The 24,546-nt window shown below is 69.1% G+C and carries 22 protein-coding genes and 1 pseudogene; 21 read left to right on the top strand and 2 right to left on the bottom strand.

Going from position 1 to position 24,546, the window contains the following annotated elements:
• Window positions 1-31: 31 nt before the first annotated feature.
• Window positions 32-2,242 carry a hypothetical protein gene (locus tag FPP74_RS11595; protein ID WP_144718691.1) on the top strand — a complete coding sequence of 737 codons (2,211 nt, stop codon included), beginning with the start codon at window positions 32-34 and terminating at the stop codon, window positions 2,240-2,242.
• 229 nt (window positions 2,243-2,471) lie between these two features.
• Here FPP74_RS11595 and FPP74_RS11590 read toward each other — a convergent pair whose 3' ends face one another.
• Window positions 2,472-2,948 carry an inorganic diphosphatase gene (locus FPP74_RS11590; RefSeq protein WP_144718688.1) on the bottom strand — a complete coding sequence of 159 codons (477 nt, stop codon included), beginning with the start codon at window positions 2,946-2,948 and terminating at the stop codon, window positions 2,472-2,474.
• 64 nt (window positions 2,949-3,012) lie between these two features.
• On the opposite strand from FPP74_RS11590, the gene dacB reads away from it, so the two are divergent.
• The 20 genes from dacB to ptsP all read left to right on the top strand — a co-directional run bounded on the left by dacB (window position 3,013) and on the right by ptsP (window position 24,220).
• Window positions 3,013-4,290 (top strand): D-alanyl-D-alanine carboxypeptidase/D-alanyl-D-alanine-endopeptidase, encoded by a 1,278-nt coding sequence (gene dacB / locus FPP74_RS11585; RefSeq protein WP_144718685.1) that lies wholly within the window; start codon window positions 3,013-3,015, stop codon window positions 4,288-4,290.
• Between the two features lie 2 nt (window positions 4,291-4,292).
• Complete coding sequence (tilS, locus tag FPP74_RS11580; RefSeq protein ID WP_144718682.1) at window positions 4,293-5,204, top strand: tRNA lysidine(34) synthetase TilS; 912 nt, start codon at window positions 4,293-4,295, stop codon at window positions 5,202-5,204.
• A gap of 79 nt (window positions 5,205-5,283) precedes the next feature.
• A complete protein-coding gene (locus FPP74_RS11575; RefSeq protein ID WP_095547804.1) occupies window positions 5,284-5,532 on the top strand; it encodes a hypothetical protein in 249 nt (82 codons plus the stop codon).
• Between the two features lie 90 nt (window positions 5,533-5,622).
• Window positions 5,623-6,213 carry a hypoxanthine phosphoribosyltransferase gene (gene hpt / locus FPP74_RS11570; protein WP_095546759.1) on the top strand — a complete coding sequence of 197 codons (591 nt, stop codon included), beginning with the start codon at window positions 5,623-5,625 and terminating at the stop codon, window positions 6,211-6,213.
• A 52-nt stretch (window positions 6,214-6,265) separates the two neighbouring features.
• Window positions 6,266-8,734, top strand: a complete 2,469-nt coding sequence (gene ftsH, locus FPP74_RS11565; RefSeq protein ID WP_144718679.1) for an ATP-dependent zinc metalloprotease FtsH — start codon at window positions 6,266-6,268, stop codon at window positions 8,732-8,734.
• Window positions 8,724-9,296, top strand: coding sequence for a GTP cyclohydrolase I FolE (folE, locus tag FPP74_RS11560; RefSeq protein WP_095275596.1), 573 nt, complete (start codon window positions 8,724-8,726; stop codon window positions 9,294-9,296). The genes ftsH and folE overlap by 11 nt, the downstream gene beginning before the upstream one ends.
• Window positions 9,297-9,298: 2 nt before the next feature.
• Window positions 9,299-10,171 carry a dihydropteroate synthase gene (folP, locus tag FPP74_RS11555; protein WP_144718676.1) on the top strand — a complete coding sequence of 291 codons (873 nt, stop codon included), beginning with the start codon at window positions 9,299-9,301 and terminating at the stop codon, window positions 10,169-10,171.
• The gene (gene folB / locus FPP74_RS11550) at window positions 10,150-10,524 is read left to right on the top strand and encodes a dihydroneopterin aldolase (RefSeq protein WP_095275594.1); all 375 of its coding nucleotides are present in this window, start codon (window positions 10,150-10,152) and stop codon (window positions 10,522-10,524) included. Before folP ends, folB begins: the two co-directional genes overlap by 22 nt.
• A 1-nt stretch (window position 10,525) precedes the next feature.
• Window positions 10,526-10,999, top strand: coding sequence for a 2-amino-4-hydroxy-6-hydroxymethyldihydropteridine diphosphokinase (gene folK / locus FPP74_RS11545; RefSeq protein ID WP_095547800.1), 474 nt, complete (start codon window positions 10,526-10,528; stop codon window positions 10,997-10,999).
• Window positions 11,000-11,018: 19 nt separating this feature from the next.
• On the top strand, window positions 11,019-11,486 hold the full coding sequence (locus FPP74_RS11540) for a DUF3180 domain-containing protein (protein WP_122085454.1): 468 nt from the start codon (window positions 11,019-11,021) through the stop codon (window positions 11,484-11,486).
• A gap of 10 nt (window positions 11,487-11,496) precedes the next feature.
• On the top strand, window positions 11,497-12,423 hold the full coding sequence (locus tag FPP74_RS11535; RefSeq protein ID WP_144718673.1) for a DUF6779 domain-containing protein: 927 nt from the start codon (window positions 11,497-11,499) through the stop codon (window positions 12,421-12,423).
• Entirely contained in the window at window positions 12,423-13,118 is a 696-nt protein-coding gene (locus FPP74_RS11530; RefSeq protein WP_144718670.1) for a hypothetical protein, read from the top strand. The genes FPP74_RS11535 and FPP74_RS11530 overlap by 1 nt, the downstream gene beginning before the upstream one ends.
• A complete protein-coding gene (locus FPP74_RS11525; RefSeq protein ID WP_144718668.1) occupies window positions 13,115-13,906 on the top strand; it encodes a pantoate--beta-alanine ligase in 792 nt (263 codons plus the stop codon). The genes FPP74_RS11530 and FPP74_RS11525 overlap by 4 nt, the downstream gene beginning before the upstream one ends.
• Window positions 13,907-13,926: 20 nt before the next feature.
• A complete protein-coding gene (locus tag FPP74_RS11520) occupies window positions 13,927-15,210 on the top strand; it encodes a hypothetical protein (protein WP_144718665.1) in 1,284 nt (427 codons plus the stop codon).
• A gap of 121 nt (window positions 15,211-15,331) precedes the next feature.
• Window positions 15,332-16,753 carry a DHA2 family efflux MFS transporter permease subunit gene (locus tag FPP74_RS11515; protein WP_239216592.1) on the top strand — a complete coding sequence of 474 codons (1,422 nt, stop codon included), beginning with the start codon at window positions 15,332-15,334 and terminating at the stop codon, window positions 16,751-16,753.
• Between the two features lie 19 nt (window positions 16,754-16,772).
• Complete coding sequence (gene lysS / locus FPP74_RS11510; protein WP_095537923.1) at window positions 16,773-18,314, top strand: lysine--tRNA ligase; 1,542 nt, start codon at window positions 16,773-16,775, stop codon at window positions 18,312-18,314.
• A complete protein-coding gene (locus FPP74_RS11505; protein ID WP_144718662.1) occupies window positions 18,315-19,481 on the top strand; it encodes a glycosyltransferase family 87 protein in 1,167 nt (388 codons plus the stop codon).
• Between the two features lie 75 nt (window positions 19,482-19,556).
• Window positions 19,557-21,608, top strand: a complete 2,052-nt coding sequence (locus FPP74_RS11500; RefSeq protein ID WP_144718659.1) for a glucose PTS transporter subunit IIA — start codon at window positions 19,557-19,559, stop codon at window positions 21,606-21,608.
• A gap of 64 nt (window positions 21,609-21,672) precedes the next feature.
• Complete coding sequence (locus tag FPP74_RS11495) at window positions 21,673-22,503, top strand: PRD domain-containing protein (RefSeq protein ID WP_144718656.1); 831 nt, start codon at window positions 21,673-21,675, stop codon at window positions 22,501-22,503.
• Window positions 22,504-22,534: 31 nt separating this feature from the next.
• On the top strand, window positions 22,535-24,220 hold the full coding sequence (ptsP, locus tag FPP74_RS11490; RefSeq protein ID WP_144718653.1) for a phosphoenolpyruvate--protein phosphotransferase: 1,686 nt from the start codon (window positions 22,535-22,537) through the stop codon (window positions 24,218-24,220).
• A 66-nt stretch (window positions 24,221-24,286) separates the two neighbouring features.
• Here ptsP and FPP74_RS11485 read toward each other — a convergent pair.
• Window positions 24,287-24,546 (bottom strand): annotated as a pseudogene (locus FPP74_RS11485) (HNH endonuclease); the annotation flags it as partial.

Raw genomic sequence — 24,546 nt, 5'->3', positions numbered from 1 at the left:
TTAGTCATCTCTTAAAAAAGGTCGTCCCCACGTGTCTTCCCGAAAGTATCTCGCCGCCGCGCTCGGCGCCTCCTTGTTGATTGTCAACGCTCCCTCCGCGCACGCGTACAGCGGAGAGGTCGATCCGCTCGACGCGCAGTGCAAGACTGATACTGCGCTGGCGAACCAGGGGAAGGAGCTCCCGGACGTGGAGCGTTACTTCTTCGGCTCGAACCAAAGCAACATCCACGGCAACACGCTCAAGGTCTACAACACCACCGCCTACGGCGAGCACCTCAAAGAGGCCATGGACGCGTGGATCGAGGCCACCGGCGGTCTGCTGCGCGTGGAGTACGTGGACTACCGCGACCCGGAGGCTGTGATGCTGGAACTTGGTTCCTTGCCTGGGATTACTGCGGGCCGCCAGCAGGGCACGCCCGGCAACAACCCTCGCGTGACGTTGAATCAGTCGCTGTACGCCAACCCGGCGAACGTCCACCACGCCAGCATGGTGATGACGATCGCCCACGAAATGGGCCACGCCATGGGGCTCGCGCACTCCTGCAGCGGGGCGCTGATGAAGAATGGCACCAATAGGGGCAAGCTTGCGACGCTGCCGCAAAAGCTCGACGTGCAGATCCTGCTGCAGACGCACCCGCAGCTGCGCGAGCTGGGCGGGCAGCCGATGACGAGCGAGGCGCCGGAGCCGGCGGAGGAGACTTCAGTTTCGGCGGAGCCGTCCGCGGAGACTTCGGCGGAGCCCGAGCCGTCCGTCGAGCCGGAACCCTCGGAGACCTTCGTGCCGGAGACTACGGAATCCACGGCAACCTCGGCGGAACCGGAACCGTCAGTGGGGCCGGAACCAACCGTGGCGCCCGAGCCGTCGGAAACTGCCGCGCCGGAGACCTCAGTGCCGTCGCCGGTTGCCACCACGACGGAGCCGACACCAACGGAGCTGCCGCCTATCGACGTCCCCAAGCCCGCCACCATGGCAGACGCTGAGCAGGCCGTCGAAGACTACTCGGAGAAGTACCAGCAGGCACTTGCAGACGCCAAGGCAGCGGAGGACGCAGGCGATGCTGCACGCGCCGCAGCGCTGCAGCAGCACGCCGACCGGTACCTCGCCGCGTTCTTTGAGGCTGCCGACAACCGCGATGCGCTGAAGGCGAGCAGCGAGCCAACGTCTGAAGCTACTTCTGAGCAGCCGAAGCCTGCGGAGGAATCTACCCCGACCGCCCCGACGACTACTACGGCTAAACCTGTGGCCTCGAAGCCGCAGTCGACGACGTCGGCCGCCGAGTCTCCGACGAGCAAGGCGCCCACGCCAACTCCGAAGACAACTGCGGATACATCGAAGACATCTACTAGGCCTGCAATGACGACGCAGGAGACGTCGACGACATCGGCGGAGGAATCTACCCCGGCCGCCCCGACAACTACTAGCGCGAAGCCTGTGGCCTCGAAGCCGCAGTCGACGACGTCGGCCGCCGAGACCCCGACGAACAAGGCGACCACTACCGTGAAGCCCGCTCCGAGGACGACTGTGGATACGCCGAAGACGTCCGTTAAGCCTGTAATGACGACGCAGGAGACGTCGACGGCATCGGCGAAGGCGTCCACCCCGGCCGCCCCGACGACTACTCGCGCGACGCCTGTGGTCTCGAAGCCGCAGTCGACGACGTCGACCGCCGAGACTACGACGAGCAAGGCGACCACGCCTGCCCCGATGACGACAGTGGCAACGCCCAAGGCAACCACTGAGCGAGTCTCAACGACCACTGTTGCGAAGCCGGTGACGTCGACTCCGCGGGAGTCCACAGCGGAAGTGACGGATGTGTGGGCGTCGACAAGCACTCAGGCGCCTGCGACTGCGAAGGAAACGGCGCCTACCGTTGGCCCGGTCGACGTGGCAGAGCCCGCGCCAACGGAAACTCGCTGGCCGTGGCCGGCGCTCCCGGAGCGCCCGACCAGCACGACCAGCCCGACCAGCGAAACCACCAGCGTCGCAACCCCGACCAGCGCCACCCCCGAGCCGACCGAGGGCAGCACCGCGACGACGCGGCCGACGGTGACCACCACGCCGACGGAGCCGGCCGACGCCCAAGATGCGTCCGGCAGTGCGTCGAGCGAGCGTGAGGGGTCGAGCGGTGGGACCATTGCCGCGATCGTGATCCCGCTGGTGCTGGGGCTCATCGGCATCCTCGGCGCCGGGTGGGCGTGGGCCGGCGGCCTGATTCCGGGGGTTCCGGCGCCGAATTTCTAAGCGCGTCGAAAAACCAGGATGGTAACCAGAGGATGGTGATTAGTCGAGTAACGTCTCGCAAACTCGCGGCTGTTACTCGGTTGATCACCATCCTGACGTTCCCATCCTCTGGTTACCATCCTGTCGCCTCACCGCGCGAACGGAGCAAACCTACAGCGTAGCCCCCTAAAAACAGCAACGGCCCGGGCCGCCAAGAAACGGCAAGCCCGGGCCAGCAAAGCAAAACGCGCTACTTCTTGTACGCCTCGACGGCTGCCTGCAGGATCTTCTCCGCCTCAGCCTTGTCGCCCCAGCCGGAACCGGAGACTTCCTTGTTCGGCTCCAGGTCCTTGTAGTGGACGAAGAAGTGCTCGATTTCGTTCTTGAGGAAGTCGGAAACGTCGGAAATGTCCTGGTAGCCCTCGTAGCGGACGTCGTCGATGACGCAGAGCAGCTTGTCGTCGCCGCCGACCTCGTCGGTCATCTTGAACACGCCGATCGGGCGCGCGGCGACAACAACGCCGGGGAACACGGGCTCCGGGGTGATGACGAGTGCGTCGAGGGGGTCGCCATCGTCGGCAAGCGTGTGCTCGATGTAGCCGTAATCAGCGGGGTATGCCATCGGGGTGAACAGGTAACGGTCGAGGTGGACGCGGCCGGTCTCGTGGTCGACCTCGTACTTGTTGCGCGAGCCCTTCGGGATTTCGATGATGACCTCGGTAGCCATTGTTGCTCCTTTGCTTTGAGTGATGGTTCGGCTCACCATCATACGTGGGCTAGGGTTAGTGCCCGTGAAAGTATGGACTTGGGTAGTGGGCGCGCTCGCGCTCGGAGCTGTCGGCACCGTCGCGGGGTTCGGCGTCGCGGCGCAGCGCGATCTCGCATCGCTTGAGCACGCGCCGGCCTACGCGCTGCAAGCCCCGCCCGGTCTCCTCACGCCCGCGGAGGGCTCGCCGGTTGATGAGCAGTTGCTTATCGACGCCCTCTCGCCCCCCGCCACAAACCCGGACCTTGGGACCTTCCACGCCCGGATCTCCAACGCCGCCACCGGCGAGGTCGTCTTTGACCAGCACGCGGACGAGCCTCTGCGGCCGGCTTCCGTGACCAAGGTCCTCACCGCCGCGGCCGCGCTCTACCAGCTGGGCGCGGAGGATACGCTGTCCACCGCGGTGGTGCGCGGCGCGAACCCGGGCGAGGTGACCATCCTGGCGGGTGGCGACGTCTGGCTCGACGACGAAGCCCTGGATGCGCTCGCCGCCCAGGTCAGCAACGTCGGAGGCGCCGTCGACACCGTCACCATCGACACGTCCTCCTGGGACGGCATGGAGGAATACCCCGAAAGCTGGGACCCGGAGAACGTGGACGCCGGCTTCGTGGCGCCGATGCAGCCCGCGATGCTCTCCGGCGGCCGGCTCGGCGGGGCGACGGAGGGCGACGTCCCGCGCACCCACACCCCGGCCCTGGACGTGGCGCAGGCGCTGGCGAACCGGCTGGGGGCGGCGAACGTCGCCGTCGCCGATGGCCCGGCACCCGCGGACGCGGAGGTCGTGGCGTCGGTGGAGTCGCCGACCCTGCTCGAGCGGATGCGGGTGATGATGCGCAACTCCGACAACGTTTACGCCGAGGCGATCGGGCGCGAGCTCGCGCTGGCGCGGGGCACGACCGACGCGCCGCAGGCTGCCCTGGACACGCTCGCGGAGCAGGGCTTCGACGTCAGCGGCACCACCCTCTTGGACAACTGCGGGCTTTCGGACGCGAACCGCATCCCGCCCGCGCTGCTTGATGGCGTCCTTCTTTCCTCCGCCACCGAAGCACCGATCCGCGACCTCCTGGGCACCTTGCCCGTCGCCGCGGGCGAGGGCACCCTCGCCTCCCGCTACGGCGACCTGGCCGGCCGCGGCTGGGTGCGCGCGAAGACCGGCACGCTCGATGAGACCTCCGCGCTCGCAGGCACCGTCACCAGCGTGAACGGCAACGTCTACACCTTCGCGTTCATCTCCAACGACTCGTCCATCCTGGAGGCGCGCCGGGGGATGGACCAGCTCGCCTCCGTCCTCCGCGACTTCTAGCCATGGCCGCGCAGCCGTTCTGGCCCCGCACCTCGCCCCACTTCCTGGCCTGTCGGCGCGCCGTCCGCGCCGCAGACTCCGCCGCAGACTCTGCCGCAGCGCCCGTGGTCATCGGCCTGTCCGGCGGGCCCGATTCGCTCGCGCTCGTCGCCGCCGCGGCCGCTGAAGGCATCCCGGCGCGCGCCGTGGTGGTGGACCACGGGCTGCAGGAGGGCAGCGGTGGCGTCGCAAAGCGTGCCGCCGAGCAGGCGCGAGGCTTTGGCGTCCCGGCCGAGGTCGTGGAGGTGGCGGTGCCGCGCGGCGGGAACCTGGAGGCCGCGGCCCGCGAGGCCCGCTACGCCGCGCTCTTCGCCCACGGTGGCGAGGTATGGGTGGCACACACCGCCGACGACCAGGCCGAAACGCTGCTGCTCGGCGCGCTGCGCGGCAACCCGTCCGGCATGGCGCCGCGCGCCGGGCGCCTCGTGCGCCCCTTCCTGCCCATCCGCCGCGCGGATACGGTCGGCGCGTGCGCCGAGCTCGGCGTGACCCCGTGGGAGGATCCGATGAATGGGGACCCCGCGTTTCGTCGAGTAGCGCTGCGCACGCGCATCATCCCCGCGCTCACCGAGCTCCTCGGCGGCGACGCCGTGCCCCCGCTGGCGCAGACCGCCGACCGGATCGCGGCCGCGCAATCGCTGCTTAGCGCCCCCGCGACCACCTCCTGCGACGAGCTCGCCGCCCTGCCCAGCGCCGTGCGCCGCTCCCGGATCCACGCGTGGCTTGTCAGCGCAGACGTGCGCCCCAACCGCGGGCAACTCGCCGCCATCGAGCGGCTCATCACGCACTGGAACGGCCAGGTCGGCGTGGACATGGCCGGGGGAGTGCGCGTGCGCCGGGTGTGCGGCGAGCTCACCCTCGAGCGGCGCGAGTAACGCCGCTTGAGGGGTTGCGCGATACTCAACATGACACGTGCTCGTAAAACTGCTTCCCCCGACTGAAAGGCAGCTCACCATGCGTCCCCTTCGCACTTCCCTGGTCGCCGGAATGACCGCGATCGCCCTCGCCGCTCCCGCCGCTCCCGCGGCAGATCACCCCGCGATCCCGGGCTCCTCCTGCGGCCTGTTCACCGGCTCGTCCACCCTCTCCTCAGACCCCGCTCTCTTCTTTGCCAACCCGGTCGCCGCGCTGATCGGTGCCCTGCTCGCGCCGTTCCTGCAATACGGGCTGGATACCCGACCGCCGGAAGACCGCTGCAAGTAGTCCTCCCGTTGTTGTCGCAGGCGGGGAAGAGGTGGCAGTATGAAGGAGTTGTAAGCCAACAGGAGATGGAAGGGCCCAACCATGACCGAGCTGTACACCAAGAAGGATTTCAACGTCCCCGCGAACCGCTACGGCGACGACGTTGAGGCCATCCTTCTGACTGAGGACGACCTGCAGGCCCGCATCCAGGAGCTGGCGGACATGGTTTCGGAGAAGTATAAGGACGCCGAGCAGGACCTCATCCTGGTGTGCGTGCTCAAGGGCGCGGTTTTCTTCCTCACCGACTTTGCCCGCAAGCTTTCCATCCCGGCCGAGATGGAGTTCATGGCTGTGTCCTCCTACGGCAACTCCACCACCAGCTCTGGCGTGGTGCGCATTTTGAAGGACCTGGACAAGGAGATCGCCGACCGCGACGTGCTCGTGGTGGAGGACATCATCGATTCCGGCCTCACCCTGTCCTGGCTGCTGAAGAACCTGAGCGGCCGCGGCCCGAAGAGCCTCGAGGTCATCACGCTGCTGCGCAAGCCCGAGGTGCAGACCGCCAAGATCGACCTCCTCGACGTCGGCTTTGACATCCCCAACGAGTTCGTCATCGGCTACGGGCTCGATTACGCGGAGCGATACCGCGACCTCCCGTACGTGGGCACGCTGCACCCGCGCGTGTACTCCGAGGGCCAGTAGGCTCCGCCTGGCGACAACTAACTGCGACGACAAGTAAGACCCGAAAAACTGTATGACTAAAAATAAAAACGTGTTGCGGTGGGGTATTTTCGCCGCCATCGCGCTCATCGCGCTGTACGTCCTCACGCTGTTTGGAGACGACACGCGCAATTACCAAACGGTCGACACGTCCGTTGCCGTCGAGCAGCTGCACAACTCCAACGCGCAGGAGGTGCAGATCGACGACCGCGAGCAGCGCGTCCGCATCGAGCTGCGCGAGCCGATCACGGTGGACGAGCACGAGGGCGTCGAGGCCATCTCCGCCCAGTACCCGGCGCGCACCACGCAGGAGATTTTCGACGCCGTGCGCGAGTCCGGGGCCGACAAGTACAAGACGAACGTGACGCAGGAGTCCTTCCTCCTGTCCATGCTGGGCTTCATGCTGCCGATGATCCTGGTCTTCGGCCTGATCTCCTACATGATGTACCGCATGCAGTCCGGCGGCGGCATGTTTGGCATCGGCGGCTCGAAGGCGAAGCAGCTGACCAAGGACAACCCGACCAACACCTTCGCGGACGTCGCGGGCGCCGACGAGGCCGTCGATGAGCTGCAGGAGGTCGTCGACTTCCTTATGGATCCGGGCGTCTACGAAAAGCTGGGCGCGAAGATCCCGCGCGGCGTGCTCCTCTACGGCCCTCCCGGCACCGGTAAGACCCTGCTGGCCCGCGCCGTGGCTGGTGAGGCCGGCGTGCCGTTCTACTCCATCTCCGGCTCCGACTTCGTGGAAATGTTCGTTGGCGTGGGCGCCTCCCGCGTGCGCGACCTGTTCAAACAGGCCCGGGAGAACAGCCCCTGCATCATCTTTGTCGACGAGATCGACGCCGTCGGCCGCCAGCGCGGCTCCGGCATGGGCGGCGGCCACGACGAGCGCGAGCAGACCCTCAACCAGCTGCTGGTGGAGATGGACGGCTTCGGCGACCGCGAGGGCGTCATCCTCATCGCGGCGACCAACCGCCCCGACATCCTGGACCCCGCCCTGTTGCGCCCGGGCCGCTTCGACCGCCAGATCCCGGTGACCAACCCGGACCTGGCCGGCCGCGCCCAGATTCTCAAGGTCCACGCCAAGGGCAAGCCGTTGGCCAAGGACGTCTCCCTCGACGCGCTAGCCAAGCGCACCGCCGGCATGTCGGGCGCGGACCTGGCCAACGTGCTTAACGAGGCCGCCCTGCTCACCGCCCGCGTCGGCGGCAACGTCATCACCACGGACGCGCTCGAGGAGGCGACCGACCGCGTGATCGGCGGCCCGCGCCGCTCCACCAAGATCATCTCCGAGCAGGAGAAGAAGGTCACCGCCTACCACGAGGGCGGCCATACCCTGTCCGCGTGGGCGCTCAAAGACATCGAGCGCGTCTACAAGGTCACCATCTTGGCCCGCGGCCGCACGGGCGGCTTCGCCATGACCGCGGACGAGGACGACAAGGGCATGTACAACCGCAACGAGCTGTTCGCCCGCATGGTCTTCGCCATGGGCGGCCGCTCCGCCGAGGAGCTCGTCTTCGGCGCGCCCACCACCGGCGCCTCCAACGACATCGAGCAGGCCACGAAGATCGCCCGTGCGATGGTCACGGAGTACGGCATGACCTCCTCGCTCGGCGCCGTGAAGTACGGCCAGGAGCAGGGCGATCCCTTCTCCGGCAAGGGCGGCGGAGGCTCGCTGGAGTACTCGCCGGCCGTCGCCGCCAAGATCGACGAGGAAATGCAGGCGCTTCTCGACGAAGCCCACCAGGTGGCCTACCGCACCCTCGAAAAGTACCGCGACCAGCTGGACGCGCTGGCCTCCGCACTCTTGGAGAAGGAGACCCTGCGCCGCCCGGACCTGGAGCAACTGTTCACCGACATCGAGCCGGTGCGCCCCGAGCTGCCCGCCCACGACGCCCGCTTCCACCAGCAGATCGGCCGCGAGCCGGTCAAGACGCCGGTGGAGCTGGCGAAGGAACGCGGCGAGGAGCCGCCGAAGCGCTTCTCCATCCTGGAGGCGTCGAAGGCGACGCGTGAGCGCCGTCAGCGGGAGCGGCAGCAGCGCCAGCAGGGCCAGCAGGGCGGCGGCCACTGGCGCCCGGGCAAGCCGGGCAAGGACGGCGACGGCTCGTCGCAGTGGACCCCGCCGACCGGTGGCAGCCGCCCGAACTACGGCGGCCCGACGCCGCCTCCGGGCTGGACCTACCCGGGGGATGACCAGCAGGGCCAGCACCCGGGGATGCGCAACTACGCGCCGACCCCGGACCAGCCGGAGCGCCCGGAGCAGCCGGACAACGAGACCGCCGAGATCGGCTTCCGCCTCCCCGACAACGAGCGCCCCGACGAGTCGTACTACAACGACCCCGAGAGCCCCGACACCGCAGGCCGCGGCGGCAGCACCGCCTACCGCCCCGCGTCCGAGGACACGACCCGCCAGCTGCCGCGGCACAGGAAAGAGGACCGCGACAGCAACAGCGACAACCACCCCAACGACCCAGAGGACCAACCCAACAATGACCAATAAGTTTGACCAGCAGCGCGCCGAAGCCGCGGTGCGCGAGCTGCTCATCGCCGTGGGCGAAGACCCGGACCGCGAGGGCCTCAAGGAGACGCCCGCGCGCGTCGCCCGCGCCTACGAAGAGGTCTTCGCCGGCCTCCACACCGACCCCACCGAGGTCCTGGAGAAGACGTTCGCGGAGAACCACCAGGAGCTGGTCCTCGTGCGCGACATCCCGATCTACTCCACCTGCGAGCACCACCTCGTGCCCTTCTACGGCAAGGCGCACGTGGGCTACATCCCGGGCAAGGACGGCAAGGTCACTGGGCTGTCCAAGCTCGCCCGCCTCACGGACATGTACGCCAAGCGGCCGCAGGTGCAGGAGCGGTTGACGGGGCAGGTGGCTGACGCGATCGTCGATAAGCTTGGTGCTTCCGCAGTCATCGTGGTGGTCGAATGCGAGCACCTGTGCATGGCCATGCGGGGGATCCGCAAGCCCGGCGCGGTGACCACCACCTCCGCGGTGCGCGGCGGATTCCAGTCCAACGCGGCCTCGCGCGCCGAGGTCATGAGCCTGATAAGGAGCTAGCCATGGTCAGCGTGGTCGATCTCACTGCGCCCGGCCGCACGACGGTGATGGGCATTGTCAACGTCACCGAGGACTCGTTCTCCGACGGCGGCCGCTGGCTTGCCGCCGACGACGCGATCGCCCACGCGCACGAACTCGTGCGGCTCGGCGCAGACATTATCGACGTCGGCGCCGAATCCACCCGACCCGGCGCCACCCGCGTCCCGGCCGAGGTGGAGGCGGAGCGCGTCCGCCCCGTCATCGCGGCGCTGCACGCGGACGGGATCCGCACCTCGGTGGACACGATGCGCGCGTCGACGGCGCTCGCGGCTGCCGACGCCGGCGTGGACCTCATCAACGACGTCTCCGGCGGCCTCGCCGACGCCGACATGTACCGCGTCATGGCTCAGACCCAGCTGCCGGTGTGCCTGATGCACTGGCGCGCCGACGCCTTCGTCAACGCCTCCGGCGCCGCCGATCACGGCGGGGACGTGGTGCGCGACGTCCACCAGGTGCTGGGCGAGCTGGTGGATAACGCGCTGGCCGCCGGCGTGGCGCACGACCAGATCACCCTCGACCCCGGCCTCGGCTTTGCCAAGACGGCCGCGGACAACTGGGCGCTGCTCAATGCGCTGCCGGAATTCATCGCCGGCGAGTTCCCCATCTTGGTTGGCGCGAGCCGCAAGCGTTTCCTCACCGGGGTGCGCAAGGAGCGCGGCCTGGAGCACGGCCCCGTCGACGCCGACCCCGCCACCGCCGCCGTCACCGCGCTGTCCGCGCACTACGGCGCGTGGTGCGTGCGCGTGCACGAGGTCGCGGTCTCGCGCGACGCCGTCGACGTCGCCGCCAAGTGGCGCGAGGGAGGTGCGCACTCATGGCCGACCGCATCGAACTGAAGGGCCTGCAGTGCTTCGCGCACCACGGCGTGCTCCCGCACGAGACCGAGTTTGGCCAGGCCTTCACCGTGGACATCACCTGCTGGGTGGACTTCGCCGAGGCCGCGGCGGGCGATGACCTGACCAAGACCGTCAACTACGCCGAGCTCGCGCAGCTCGCCTACGACGTCGCCGCGGGCACCCCGCGCCAGCTCATCGAGACCGTCGCCACCGAGATCGCCGACACCGCCATGGGCCGCTTTGACGCCCTGCACGCCATCGAGGTCACCGTGCACAAGCCGCACGCGCCGATCCCGCTCGTCTTCGACGATGTCGCCGTCGTCTGCCGCCGCAACCGCAAGCACAGGAGGTAGCATGCGCGCCGTCATTTCCGCAGGCTCCAACATGGAGGATTCGCGCGCGCACCTGGCCTCGGTGGTGGACCACTTCGCCGACTCGCTCGTCGCCGCCAGCTCCCTCTACGCCACCGCCCCCTGGGGCAAGACGGACCAGCCGGACTTTCTCAACCAGAGCATGCTTATCGACGCCCCCCTCACCCCCACCCAACTCCTCCGCGAATGCCAGGCGCTCGAGGAGGCTGCCAACCGCGTCCGCGTCGAGCGCTGGGGGCCGCGCACCCTGGACGTGGACATCGTGGACATCGCCGGCTACACCTCCAACGACCCGGAGCTGACGGTGCCGCACCCGCGGGCGCACCTGCGCGCGTTCGTGCTTGCGCCCTGGCTGGAGATCGACCCGGACGCTACCCTGGGCGGCGAGCGCGTCGCCGACCTGCTCGCCCGCCTGGACCCGGCGGAGCGCGACGGCGTGCGCAGACTGGAGGGCTAAGAGGATGAGCAGCGAGGGCATGCGCCGCACGTCCTACGCGGCGCTGATCGGGACGACGGGGTTCTGCGCGGCGGCCACATTGATTCTGATGCGCCGGTGGTACGGGGCGGTGGCGTCGATAGGCGCTGCTGTGCCCTCGAGCCTCTGGGTGCTGGCGCTGGTGTGCGCGGTGCTCGTGGTGGTGGTGAAGCGGCGGCGCTCCGACGGGCGGGTCGGGCTGGACCGCTCGCAACTCAACCCGATGATGGCCGCGAATTTTATGCTGTTTGGCAAGGCGTGCGCGTGGGCCGGCGCGGTGTGCGGCGGGGCGTACCTCGGGCCGCTGGTGTACGTGGTGCCGCGGCTGGGCACGCTCGCCGCGGCGGGGGAGGACCTGCCGGGGCTCATCGGCGGCGTGGTCGGCGGGCTGCTGCTCGCGGTGGCGGGGGTGCTGCTGGAGAAGGCGTGCGAGGTGTCGCCACCCTCGTCGGGCGAGGGCGTTAGCTAAGGTACTAATCATGACTGCCCAACCCTCTTCTAGTGACCGCGGAAACCTCTGGGTCATCGTGCCGTTCGCGCTCGCGATCGTGGGCACGGTGGTGATGCTGTTTACCAACTCGGCAAACGCGCTGAAAATCTCGCTCATCCTCGCGCTGTGGGCCGCCGCGGCCGGGCTGATCGTGATCTTCCGCATGCGCCGCGACCGCGACGAAGCGACCCGCGCGCTCAAGCAGAGCGAGGCGAACCACAAGGAAGAACTGGCGCGCCTGGAGCGCCAGCCGGCGGCCGCCGCGGGTGGCGCGAGCCCGGTGGACACCGAGCTGCTCCGCGAGCTGCAAGCGGAGATCAAGGCGCTGCGCTCCCAGCTGGAGGAGATGAGCGGGCAGGTCTTCGAGTACGAGCCGGCCGCGGTGCGTGCGGCGGCGCGGCGCATCCAGGAACTCGAGCGCCCGGCGGAAGCGGAGGCAGCGGCTGAGCCGACTGCGCCGAGCGAGCCGGCTGAGCCCGTTGAGGCGCCCAAGTCCGAGCCCCACAAGCACGAGACCAAGGGGCCGTCGAGCTTTGACACCGCGAAGATCTCCGTGGTGCGCACCCCGGCCCCGGAGCGCGCGAACGGCTCCCACCGCCGCGGTCGCCCCAGCGGCGCGCCGAGCAGCGACGCTGTGCGCGGCAACATCGGGCAGCAGCCGCAGCGCGAGCAGCAGAACCCGCTGTCGGCGCTGATCAGCGAGCGGACCAAGACCGAAACCGCCGCACCCAAGCCGGAGCCGGAGCCCAAGCCTCAACCCCAACCGCAGCCGGAGCCGGAGGAGTACGTCGGGCGGCATGAGCAGGGCGTCGAGAAGCGTGAAAGCGATGAGCGCCGCGGAGGCCGACGCCGCCGCGATGCCGGCCGCGAGGGCTCGCTGTCCGTCTCTGAGCTGCTGGAACGCAACAAGCGCTAGTGGCGCCGACACTCTTGGCCGGCGCGATCGGCAACGCGTGCGGGCTCGCCGACGACCTCGAGCGCGCCGGGCATACCGTCCGCCCGCTCGACCTCGCGGACCCCGGGCTCATCGCGCACGTGGACCTCGTGCTCATCGACGTCGCCAGCCCCGCCGAAGTCCGCAGCATCGCCGCCCGCCTCGCCCCGTACGCGCGGCCGCGCCAAATGTTCCTGCACACGGCGCTGCTCGGCGGCGCGCAGCTGCTTGATGACGTGGAAACGGCGCACGCGATCGTCATGTGCGCCTACCGCCTCCACGACCGCACGTGGCTCACGTCCGCGGCCGACGAGCTCGGCGAAGGCGTCGTCGCCATGCTCGTCGCGGAATCCGGCGGCGCCGCCGTGCCCATCGCAGATTCGGCGCGCCCGCGCATCGCTGCCGCGCAGGAACTTCGTGCCGCGCAGCGCACCTTGCTTATCGACGCCCACCAACTCCTCACCTCCGCCATCCCCAACCTCCCGGCGCTCGGGGACGAGCCCGCGGGCGAGGGGCCGGGCCTCGACCCGGCCACGGCGGACCTGCTGCTGGGCGCGATCGATGATCCAGGCGTGCGCCGCGCGTTCGTGGACATGCAGCGCAGGGGTGCGGAACAGGCCCGCGACGCCGCCATGCAAGTGTGGGCAATGGACAAATACGAAGGGAGAAACCAATGACGTTTACACCGGGAGCAGCGACCGTCGTGCGCGACGAGGCGCTGCTGGCCACCTACGGGCGCGCGTTCCGGAAGGTGGGCAAGTCGATCGTGGTCGTGCCGCTCGGCCGCGCGGTGCACGCCGGGCACATCGAGCTGATCCGGGCGGCGAAGTCGCTGCTGGGCTCGTACGTGTTTGTCACCTTCTCGGGCGACGAGGTCCCGGAGGTCTTCGCCGAGGAAAAGGTCGACGTGGTCTTCCACGGAGCACTGGGCTGCGCCGCCAGCGTGGACACCGGGATGGCGCACCTGGAAGACGCCGAGGCGGTCGGGCGCGACGTGGCGCGGCTGCTCGCCACGCTCAACGCCACCCACGCCACGGACCTGGTGCTGGGGGAGAAGGACTTCGAGCTGCTCGTGGCGACGCAGCTGGCGGTCACGGCGCTGCGCATGGAGGTGAAGATCCACAGCGTGCCCACGGTGCGCATGCCAGACGGGCTGGCGGTGAGCCTGCGCAACGGCGACGTGCCGGAGGAGCACCGCGACGCGGCGCTCGCGCTGGCCGCGGCGTTGACGGCGGGCGCGCACGCGGCGGAGCACGGCGCGGACGCGGTCCTGGAAACCGCCCGCGGGGTGCTCGCCGCCGCCGGGGTCGAGCCCGCCTACCTTGAGCTGCGCGACCTTGCCATGCGCCCCGCCCCACCGACCGGCGACGCCCGCCTCCTCGCCGCCGTCGATCTGGGCGGCGTGCACCTGATTGATAACGTCGGCGTGCCGCTGGGCGTCGGGTTTAAAAACATCGAGGCATAGCGGGCGCTACACTCTTGGACATGTCTGTGTCCAACATCGCTGCACTGCTGAACCAGCGCTTCGGCTTCACCTTCGACCAGGAGCAGGTCCTGGAAACGGGCCGCACCGCCGATTCCACCCTGTACACCGCGTCCAACGAGAGCGGCCAGGCCGTGGAGGTCGAGCTGTTTGCCGCCACGCCGGGGCCCGACGCAGCCGATGTGGTCGGCGCGCTCAACACCGCGCTCGCGGAGGCGTCGCACCCGGGCGTGTTCCAGCCGCGCGGCGCCGGACTGACCGACGGCGGGCACCTGTTCGTGCTGCGCGAGGCCCCGACCGGCACGCCCCTGCGCCAGCTGCTGGGCGAGAAGCAGGCCGTCGGCTCCGCCTTTACCAAGACCGAGGCCCGCGACCTGCTCCAGCCGGTCGCCGAGGCCATCGACGCCTACAACCGCGAGGGCCACGCCGACTTTGTCGCCCGCTCGATTACACCGGACCACCTGCTGGTCCAGCCCGCCTGGTCGTCCACGCCCGTGAAGATGGCGCTCGTGGGCCCTGCGCCCTCGCTCAGTGACGCCACCGGGTCCGCCGAGCGCAACCGCGCCGATTTCCGCGACCTCGTCGCCGAGCTCACCGGCACCCCCGTGGACGCCGAGCTGGCCGGCGAGGCCGGCTCCTGCGCCGGCTACCTCCTCGCCCTGGCGGGCGGCGCCGCCTCCGCGGTCGAGGACCAGGGCCCGCTGACCTCCGTGGCGCCGCGCCCGCAGGACGGCTACCGCAAGCCCCCGGAGCCGTACGCCTACGGCCCCACCGGCGAGTACAAGCGCCCCGCCGTGGTGAAGAGCAAAATGAACCCGTGGCCCTGGATCATCGCGGTGCTCGTCCTGCTGCTCATCGCGCTCGGCGCGTTCTGGTGGTGGTGGGACAACAGCCGCGGCGCGCAGTGGGAGGGCGCCGACGCGGAGATCGCCGAGGCGTACCCGCAGCTGGTGTCCGGCAGCTCGGGCCAGAAGGGTTGGGAGGACCTGCAGTGCGAGTCCGCCACCCCGGAGCAGGGCCAGGAGGGCAAGATCCGCTGCGCCAACCAGGACCTGGGCGTGTCCGTGTCCAAGTACGTGTCGCAGGACGCGCGCGACGAGGTCGTGCCGGGCCGCGACGAGGCCGTCATCCTGGGCAGCGGCGAGTGCATGATCGACTCCTACGAAGTCCCGGACGCCTACCCGCCGGCCTTCGTGATGGTGCCGGAGAACAAGGAGCAGTTCATGGTGGTCATCAACGGCCACGAGGCCGAGGAGAAGCGACTCGCGCTGCCGATGTGCGAGTAGCGCCACCGCCCGCCGTGGCATACAGTAGGCGGGCTCAGCATTGCCTGGAGCACAGGGGAGCGTCGATAAGCGTGCTGCCCGCGTGCTCCTTCTTTTGTCCCACAGAAAGGTGACTCCGCGCGTGACCGCCCGTACCGCTTCCGCCGCACCCAACCCGGCGGTCCTGCTTGGCATCCTCGTGTTCTCGGCGATGATGATGATCTTCAACGAGACGACGGTCTCGGTGGCCCTGCCGGCGATCATGCAGGAGTTCGCGGTCAGCGCGGACGTGGCGCAGTGGCTGCTCACCGGCTTTATGCTCACGATGGCCGTGGTGATCCCTACCACCGGCTTCCTCATCGAGCGGCTTACAACCCGCACCCTGTACTTCGCCGCGATGGGCCTGTTCATCGGCGGCAGCGTGCTCGCGGCGCTCTCGCCTGCCTTCGTCGTCCTGATCCTCGCCCGCATCGTCCAGGCCGCGGGCACGGCGGTGATGATCCCGCTGCTGTTCACGGTCACGCTCAACGTGATTTCGCCGCAGCGCCGCGGCACGGTGATGGGGCTCAATGCCGTGGTGATCTCGGTCGCCCCGGCGCTCGGCCCGGCGCTGGCCGGCGCGGTGCTGAACGCGTACACGTGGCACCACATCTTCTGGGTGATGGTGCCGGTGCCCGTGCTGCTCGTCGTCTGCGCGTTCTTCTTCATGCGCAATGTCGGCGAGACCCGCTCGACGCCGCTCGACCTGCCCTCGGTCGGGCTGTCGGTGCTGGCGTTCGGCGGCCTGGTCTACGGCTTATCGACGTTCACGCAGCTCCTCACCGGCGAGTCCGTCGCCCCGGCGATCGCGCTGGCGGTGGGTATCGCGTTCACCGTCGTGTTCGTGCGCCGCCAGCGTCGCCTTGCCGCCCGCCACCGCGCGCTGCTGGACTTCGGGGCGTTCCGCTACCGCGACTTCACCTGCTCCATCATCGCCGTCGTCTTCATCTTCGGCGCGTTCCTGGGCACCGTGAACCTACTGCCCATCTACATGCAGGGCGCGCTCGGTCTGTCCACGCTGCTCACCGGCCTGCTCCTGCTGCCGGGCGGCGTGGCGCAGGGGATCGCCTCGCCGATCGCGGGGCGGATCTACGACGCCGTGGGGACCCGCCCGCTGGCCGTCCCCGGCGCGATCCTCATGGGGGCCTCGCAGGCCGCGCTGTGGCTGCTGCTTGGCGAGGACACCCCGGCGTGGGTGATCGTGGTCTCGCTGATCGCGGTGAACGTGGCGATGGCGATGGTGATGACGCCGCTGCTCACCGCGTCGCTGTCCGCCCTGCCGAACGCGCTGTACTCGCACGGCTCCGCGATCCTCAACACGCTGCAGCAGCTCGGCGGCGCGGCCGGCACCGCGGTGCTCATCGGCGTGATGTCGCTGCGCGTGGCGGCGGGCGCGACGCAGGCGGAGGGGTCTGCGTCGGCGTTCGTGGCGGGGGTGGTGGCGTCGATAATCGCCCTGGCCGCGGTGAGTCTTGTGGGCGGGCGGCGCGGTACCGTGACCGTGGAGTCGAGTGAGCCTCGCTGACCGACTACGATGGCTGAACGTGAATACGCCAGAACTTTCAGAGCAGCAGCAGATCCGCCGGGACAAGAGGCAGAAGCTTCTCGACGCCGGCCAGGACGCCTACCCAGTCAGCGTCGAGCGGACCACCTCCCTGCAGGACCTGCGGGCGAAGTACCAGGCCGTGCCCGAGGGGGAGGGCGACGGCGCGACCAAGCTGGAGCCGGGGCAGGAGACCCAGGACGTGGTGGCCGTCGCGGGCCGCATCATGTTCCAGCGCAACACGGGCAAGCTCTGCTTCGCCACCCTGCAGGAGGGCAACGGCACGCAGCTGCAGGTCATGCTCTCGCTCGCGGAGGTCGGCGAGGACGCGCTGGCCGCGTGGAAGTCGGACACTGATCTCGGCGACATCGTGTCCGTGAAGGGCCGGGTCATCGCTTCTCGACGCGGCGAGCTCTCCGTCCAGGCGCAGTCCTGGCAGATGGCGTCGAAGGCGCTGCGTCCGCTGCCCGTCGCCTTCGCGGACATGAACGAGGAGCAGCGCGTCCGCCAGCGCTACACCGACCTGATCATGCGCGAGGACGCCCGCACGAACGCGATGACGCGCATCCGCACCATCGCCGCGGTGCGCAAGTACCTCACGGGCGAGGACTTCGTGGAGATCGAGACGCCGATGCTGCAGACGCTGCACGGCGGCGCCGCCGCCCGACCGTTTGTGACCCACTCGAACGCGCTGGACATCGACCTGTACCTGCGCATCGCGCCGGAGCTGTACCTCAAGCGCGCGGTCGTCGGCGGCATCGACCGCGTCTTTGAGATCAACCGGAACTTCCGCAACGAGGGCGTGGACAAGTCGCACTCGCCGGAGTTCACCATGCTGGAGACCTACCAGGCGTGGGGCACCTACCACGACGGCGCCGAAATGATGAAGGGCCTGGTGCAGTTCTGCGCCCGCGAGGTCTTCGGCTCCGAGCAGGTCACGCTTGCCGACGGCACCGAGTACGACTTCTCCGGCGAGTGGAAAGTCCTGGAGATGTACCCGAGCCTCAACGAGGCCCTCGCCCGCAAATTCCCGGGCCAGCCCGAGGTGACCATCGAGTCGAGCGTGGAGGAGCTCACCGCGATCGCCGACACCATCGGCCTCAAGGTGCCGGAGGGTGCCGGCTGGGGCCACGGCAAGCTGGTCGAGGAGATCTGGGAGGAGCTGTGCGGCGACCAGCTCTACGAACCGACGTTTGTGACCAACTTCCCGGTCGAGACCTCGCCGCTGACGCGCGACCACCGCGACAAGCCGGGCGTGACCGAAAAGTGGGACCTCTACGTGCGAGGCTTCGAGCTGGCCACCGGCTACTCCGAGCTCGTCGACCCGGTGATCCAGCGCGCTCGCTTCGAGGACCAGGCGCGCCTGGCCGCCAACGGCGACGACGAGGCCATGGTGCTTGACGAGGACTTCCTCGCCGCCATGGAACAAGGCATGCCGCCGACAGCCGGCTGCGGCATGGGCGTGGACCGCCTGCTCATGGCCCTGACCGGCCTGGGCATCCGTGAGACCGTCCTGTTCCCGATGGTCAAGCCGGAGGCGTAGGTGGCCGCCGGCGCGGGCGTTCCCGCGCACGGCGCGCACACGGCGCTGCTGCCGCGGCGCGTGCCGGCGTGGCTGCTCTGGTCCGCCGCGATCATCGGCCTGCTGCGCGCCGCGATCATCCTGCCGCTGCTTCGCGACGGCCTCGACTTCGTCCCCATCTGGGACGCCGTCCAGCGCTACACGCACGGCGTCCCGGTCTACAACGAGGACTACTCCACGTCCGACCCCCACTACCTTTACGGGCCAGGGGCGAACGTTGTCCTGGCACCGCTGGCGGTGTTCGGCGCGTTCGATGTGGCCCGGTGGGCGATGGTGGGGGCGAGTGTGGCGTCGATAAGCATTGCCCTCTGGTGGACCGCCAAGATGGTCGCGCCGGAGATGGCGCGCCCGCTCACGCTCGCGGCGATCGGCATCGCGTTCAACGTACCGGAGCCGGTGGAATCCACGATCTACCTCACGAATATCAACGGGTTCCTGCTTCTGGTCATGGTGGCGTTCGTGCACGCGTGCCTGCGCGACTATCCGGGCTCGCGGATCGTCGCCACGCTCCTGCTCGCGTACGCGGTGACGATCAAACCGCAGTTCATCGTGCTCATCGCCGTGCCGTTCCTGCTGGGGCAGTGGTGGGTGCTCGTCGGCGCGGGCGCGGTCTACGCGGCGCTGTTTGGCATCGGCTGGGCCACCACCGCGGAGCCGGGCTGGTACACCGAGCGGCTCGTGCCCTACCTGGCGGAGACGCGGCAGTACGACAACGGCGCGATCGGCGCGCTCGGGCTCAGCGGCGCGGGCACGGTCGCGGTGAGCATCGTCGTGCTCATCGGCGTGTTCGGCGCGGTGGCGGTGCTGTTCCCGCAGCGGCGCGAGCTTGGCGTGGTGTGGGCGTTTTGCACGATCGGCGTGCTGTTCTGCGGCGTGTTCCTGGTCGGCGGCCTGCTGCAGGGCTACTACGCGGTGTGGCTGATCCCGCTGGCCATGACGGCGGTGGACCTGCGCTCGCCGGTGCGCAGCTGGGCGGCCGGCGTGGCGCTGGTGTGCACGATGGGCGTGATCGCGCTGCCCGGGGTGCCCAGTTTGCTCTCTACCCTCGGATGGAGTGCCCTGCCCTTTGCTATTGCGGTGGCGGCGGGCCTAAGATTGAGGCCAACAACAGGGTTGTTACCCGCGTGAGTTCGCGGGGCAAGACCTGGGGCGTTTTGGCGTCCCAGGTCTTTTTGTTTGCCTGAAGCGAAAAGGAGCATACCGATGGCATCCACGAAGGTCGGCCGCCAGGAGCAGGCTGCCGACATCCTCGCCGGTATCGGCGGGCCGGACAATATTGTGAGCATGACGCACTGCGCGACGCGTTTGCGCCTCGAGCTTGTCGACGCCACCAAGGCCGACAAGGAACGCCTCGAAGCCAACCCCAAGGTGATGGGTGCTGTGCCGCAGGGCGGGAGCCACTACCAGGTCATCATCGGCGGTGACGTGGCGAATGTGTACAACGACATCAATAACCTGCCGGAGATGGCGGGGCGCGGCGCCGTGTCCAACGACGACTTGAAGAAGCAGCAGCGCGACAAGGCCAAGGGCCGGCTGCCGTGGCTGGACACGTTCTTTGAGTACCTGTCGGACTCGTTCCGCCCGATTCTGGGCGTGTTGCTTGGTGCGTCGCTGATCATCGCGTTTGCCGCGGTGCTCGACGCGTTCCACCTCGTGGACTTCCGCGCGGAGTTGAAGACCCCGGGCTGGCAGTTCGTCGACGCGATGTGGAGCTCGGTCTTCTACTTCCTGCCCGTGGCGGTGGCCTACAACGCCGGCAAGAAGCTCAACATTGACCCGTGGGTGCCCGCTGCGATCATGCTGGCGTTGTTCACGCCGAACTTCATGACGCTTGCCGAGCACCCAGAGGTGCGCACGGTCGAGCTCTTCGGCGAGCCGACCGACGTGATCGATGTCTTCGGCCTGCCGATGATCCACAACGGCTACGACGGCAACGTCTTCGTGCCGCTGATCATGGCCGCGGTCGCCGCGGCGCTGTACAAGGGGTTCCAGAAGATCATCCCGTCCGCGGTGCACATGGTCTTCGTGCCGTTCCTCACCCTGCTGGTGATGATCCCGGTCACCGCCTTCCTCATCGGCCCCTTCGGCTACCTGCTCGGCGCCTGGATCGGCACCGGCCTGGCCTGGATGAACGGCAACGCCCCGTTCGTCTTCGCGCTGCTCATCCCGATGCTGTACCCGTTCCTGGTGCCGCTTGGCCTGCACTGGCCGCTCAACGCCCTGATGCTGGTGAACATTGACACTCTCGGCTACGACTTCATCCAGGGCCCGATGGGCGCGTGGAACTTCGCCTGCTTCGGTGCCACCGCCGCGGTGCTGGCTATCTCGCTTCGCGACCGCGACCCGCTCATGCGCCAGACCGCCGGCTCCGCCCTGGCCGCTGGCCTGCTCGGCGGCATCTCCGAGCCGTCGCTCTACGGCATCCACCTGCGCTTCAAGAAGATCTACCCGCGCATGCTCGTCGGCTGCTTCGCCGGTGGCCTGACCATCGCGATCCTGGGCACCCCGTTCGGCGGCGTGAAGACGAACGCCTTCGTGTTCACCTCCATCCCGACCGTGTTCGTGTTCGACCCGATGTGGGTCTACCTCGTCGCGATTGCCGTCGCGTTCTTCACGGCTTTCTTCGTCATCCTCATCACCGACTACCGCACCCCGGAGGAGAAGGCGGAGGCGCTCGCCCGCGCCGCCGCGGCGCGTGACGGCGTGGAGACTGAGGCTGCCGACCCCGCCGACCCGGCTCCCGCAACCGCCGCAGCACCCGCTGCTGCCGCTGAGTCCGCTGAGCCCGCCGTGGTGACCAAGGAGGTCCTGGCACCGATCGCCGGCGCGGTCGTCCCGATGGACAAGCTCGGCGACGCCGCCTTCGCCTCCGGCGCGCTCGGCCACGCAGTCGGCATCGAGCCGCAGGACGACAACGTCACCGTCGCCGCCCCGGTGTCCGGCAAGGTTATTTCCGTGGCCAAGACGGGCCACGCCTACGGCATCAAGACCGCCGATGGCGTGGAGATCCTGGTGCACATTGGCATTGACACCGTCAAGCTCGGCGGCGAGGGCTTCACGCCGGTCGCTGAGAAGAAGCAGCAGATCAAGGCCGGCGAGCCGCTGGCGGAGGTGGACTTCGCGTCCATCAAGGCCGCCGGTGTCGACCCGACCGTGATCACCACGGTGGTCAACTCCAAGACGCTCACCGGTGTTGATGACCTGGCCACCAACACCGTCACCGAGGGGCAGCCCGTCCTCGGCGTGACCAAGTAAGGCCCACTCAGCCACAGCGCGCCCGCAGCGGAAGATCCCGCGGCGGGCGCGTTACGCTTAGGGCATGCAAGTCCTGCGCGTGTTTAACAACAACGTCGTGCTCGCCCGCCGAGGCGACGAGCCGGTGGTGGTCACCGGCCGCGGCGTTGGCTTCAAGACCAAGCAGGGCGACGCGCTCGACGAGTCCAAGGTACAGCGCATCTTCGTGCCTATCGACGGCCGCGACCCCGACGACGCAGGCGAAATGATCGCAGGGCTACCGGCCCGGACGGTCGACAATGCCGCGGCCGCGCTCGAAGAGATCGGCGTGAACCCCCGGCTGACCCTGGTGACCGCCATCGCGGACCACATCGGCGGCGCCGCCGAGCGGGCGAAGGCGGGCACCACCGTGGAGTACCCGCTTCGCGCCGAGGTCACGCACCTCTACCCGGAGGAGGCGGCGCAGGGGGAGCGGCTGCTCGCCGCAATCAACCGGCGGCTCGACGCGCCGCTCCCGCCCGAGGAGGCGACGGCGCTCACCCTCCACCTGGTCAACGCGGGGTTCAACACCGGCGACTTGGCGCACACGTACCGCATGACGGGCGTGATCCAGCAGATGCTGGACGTGATTGGGGCTGAATGGGGTGAGGGGGTGGACGTGGCGTCGATAAGCACTGCCCGCTTCATCACGCATGCGAGGTATCTCTTCGTGCGGCTGGAGCGCGGGGCGCAGCTGGACCACGGGAATTCGCCGCTGACGCGCGAGCTGCTGCGCGCGTACCCCGCCGAGATGGAGGTAGCGCGGAAGGTCGCGCAGGTGGTTGAGCTGCGGTTCGGGCGCGAGCTGACTGACGACGAAGTCGCGTACCTGGGGCTTCACGTCGCCCGCCTGCAGGAGGCGCAGGCGGACGAGTAGTGTCGGGGGCGGACTAGCGAAAGGAATGACCATGACCAACCGCACTGTTCTCTACGGAATCGGAGTGTCCGCCGGCACCGCATCCGGCCCGCTTGCAGTTGTGAGGCTCGCCGTCGGCGTGGACGACAGCGAGCCGGCCGCCGTCGAGGGCGACAGCGAGCGCGTCAAGGCAGCGCTGCAGGAGGTGGCGGAGTCCCTGAAGCAGCGCGCCGAGCATGCGAACTCCGCGACGTCGAAGCAGGTGCTGGAGGCGACCGCGACGCTGGCGACGGACCGTGGGCTGATCCGCGGCATCGAGAAGGAGCTGAAGAAGGGCACCGGCGTCACGCACGCGATCCACGACGCCGTCGAGGTCTACGCCGGGAAGCTGCGCAAGCTCGGCGGCTACATGGCGGAGCGCGTGACCGACCTGTACGACATCCGCGACCGCGCCACCGCGCGCGTGCGCGGCCTGCCGGAGCCGGGCGTGCCGGACTTTGCCGAGCCGTCGATCCTCGTCGCCCACGACCTCGCGCCCGCCGAGACCGCGACGCTCGACCCGGAGCGCGTGCTGGGCATCGTCACCGAGGGCGGCGGCGCGACCTCGCACACCGCGATCCTGGCCGCGCAGCTGGGCATCCCGGCGGCGGTGCAGGTGAAGGGCATTCTTGGGGCGATTGACGACGCCACCCCGCTCGCCATCGACGGCGGCGTCGGCGAAGTCATCGTCGCCCCGTCCGATTCCGACGTGAACGAGCTGGAGGAGCGCTCCCGCCGCCGTGCAGAGGCGCTGGCCGGCTCGTCCGGCGAGGGCGCGACCCGCGACGGCTACAAGGTGAAGCTGCTGGCCAACATCGGTACCGCGGAGGACGCGGAGAAGGCCTCCAAGTTCGACCTGGAAGGCTCCGGTCTGTTCCGCACCGAGTTCCTGTTCCTGGACCGCGACTCCGCGCCGACCGTGGACGAGCAGACCGAGACCTACACCCGCGTGCTGCGCGCCTTTGGCAAGCGCCGCGTGGTCGTGCGCACCCTGGACGCGGGCGCGGACAAGCCGCTGAGCTTTGCCGACCTCGGCGAGGAGGAGAACCCGGCGCTGGGCCGCCGCGGGCTGCGCCTGTCCATGGCCCGCGAGGACCTGCTCAACGATCAGCTGCAGGCGCTGGCCAACGCCCACGCCAATGTGCCGGAGGCCGAGCTGTGGGTCATGGCGCCGATGGTCGCCACGGTGGAGGAGACCCAGTGGTTCTGCGACAAGGCCCGCGGCTACGGGCTGCCCAAGGTGGGCATCATGGTGGAGACCCCGGCGGCGGCGATCCGCGCCGGGCACGTGCTGAGCATCGCCGACTTCGCCTCCATCGGCACCAACGACCTGTCCCAGTACACGATGGCCGCCGACCGCATGCAGGGCGAGCTTGCGGAGCTGCTCAGCCCGTGGCAGCCGCCGGTGCTGAACATGATCAAGGCGACCGGCATGGGCGGCTACGCCACTGGCAAGACGGTCGGCGTGTGCGGCGAGGCCGGCGGCGACCCGCTGATGGCGCTCGTGCTTGTCGGCCTGGGCATCACCTCGCTGTCCATGGCGCCGACAAAGGTGAACGCGGTGCGCGCCGCGCTGCGCCTGCACGACATGGACACCTGCCGCCAGATGGCCAACTACGCCGTCGACGCCCCGACCGCGAAGGAAGCGCGCGAGAACGTGCTGAAGATCGCGGATCCGGTGCTCCGCGACCTGCTGTAACGCCTTTCGGGCATGCTTGCCCGCGCGCCGGGGTTGCTGGCGCGCGGGCTTTTGCGTTGGGGGGAGTTAGTCGGGCGGTGTGCGGCTGGGCGCGCGGGCGGTGTGGTCGGTGCCGGTGGGGGTGGCGTTTCCGTATGGCGAGACGTAATAGATCCTTCCGTCCCGCCGTTCGGTGTGGCCCCGGGCGCCGGTCGCGGCTTGCGAGTTGTGGTACTGGCACAACCAACCAAGGTTGGCGGGCGTGGTCTCGCCGCCGTGGCGGTGTTCGCTCATGTGGTGCGCCTGGCAGCGTGTGGCTGGTACGGTGCAGTCTTTCCAGGTGCACG

Source organism: Corynebacterium sp. NML180780 (assembly GCF_007786415.1).
In the GTDB taxonomy this organism is placed as follows: Bacteria; Actinomycetota; Actinomycetes; order Mycobacteriales; family Mycobacteriaceae; genus Corynebacterium; species Corynebacterium gottingense.
This window is presented reverse-complemented; position numbering and strand designations above follow the sequence as displayed.

Bases quoted from the DNA above. Each gene is read 5' to 3' on its own strand.
- FPP74_RS11590 (WP_144718688.1), bottom strand. From the start codon at position 2,948: ATGGCTACCGAGGTCATCATCGAAATCCCGAAGGGCTCGCGCAACAAG.
- tilS (WP_144718682.1), top strand. From the start codon at position 4,293: ATGGCCGCGCAGCCGTTCTGGCCCCGCACCTCGCCCCACTTCCTGGCC.
- FPP74_RS11575 (WP_095547804.1), top strand. From the start codon at position 5,284: ATGCGTCCCCTTCGCACTTCCCTGGTCGCCGGAATGACCGCGATCGCC.
- ftsH (WP_144718679.1), top strand. From the start codon at position 6,266: ATGACTAAAAATAAAAACGTGTTGCGGTGGGGTATTTTCGCCGCCATC.
- folE (WP_095275596.1), top strand. From the start codon at position 8,724: ATGACCAATAAGTTTGACCAGCAGCGCGCCGAAGCCGCGGTGCGCGAG.
- folP (WP_144718676.1), top strand. From the start codon at position 9,299: ATGGTCAGCGTGGTCGATCTCACTGCGCCCGGCCGCACGACGGTGATG.
- folB (WP_095275594.1), top strand. From the start codon at position 10,150: ATGGCCGACCGCATCGAACTGAAGGGCCTGCAGTGCTTCGCGCACCAC.
- folK (WP_095547800.1), top strand. From the start codon at position 10,526: ATGCGCGCCGTCATTTCCGCAGGCTCCAACATGGAGGATTCGCGCGCG.
- FPP74_RS11540 (WP_122085454.1), top strand. From the start codon at position 11,019: ATGCGCCGCACGTCCTACGCGGCGCTGATCGGGACGACGGGGTTCTGC.
- FPP74_RS11535 (WP_144718673.1), top strand. From the start codon at position 11,497: ATGACTGCCCAACCCTCTTCTAGTGACCGCGGAAACCTCTGGGTCATC.
- FPP74_RS11525 (WP_144718668.1), top strand. From the start codon at position 13,115: ATGACGTTTACACCGGGAGCAGCGACCGTCGTGCGCGACGAGGCGCTG.
- FPP74_RS11520 (WP_144718665.1), top strand. From the start codon at position 13,927: ATGTCTGTGTCCAACATCGCTGCACTGCTGAACCAGCGCTTCGGCTTC.
- FPP74_RS11500 (WP_144718659.1), top strand. From the start codon at position 19,557: ATGGCATCCACGAAGGTCGGCCGCCAGGAGCAGGCTGCCGACATCCTC.
- FPP74_RS11495 (WP_144718656.1), top strand. From the start codon at position 21,673: ATGCAAGTCCTGCGCGTGTTTAACAACAACGTCGTGCTCGCCCGCCGA.
- ptsP (WP_144718653.1), top strand. From the start codon at position 22,535: ATGACCAACCGCACTGTTCTCTACGGAATCGGAGTGTCCGCCGGCACC.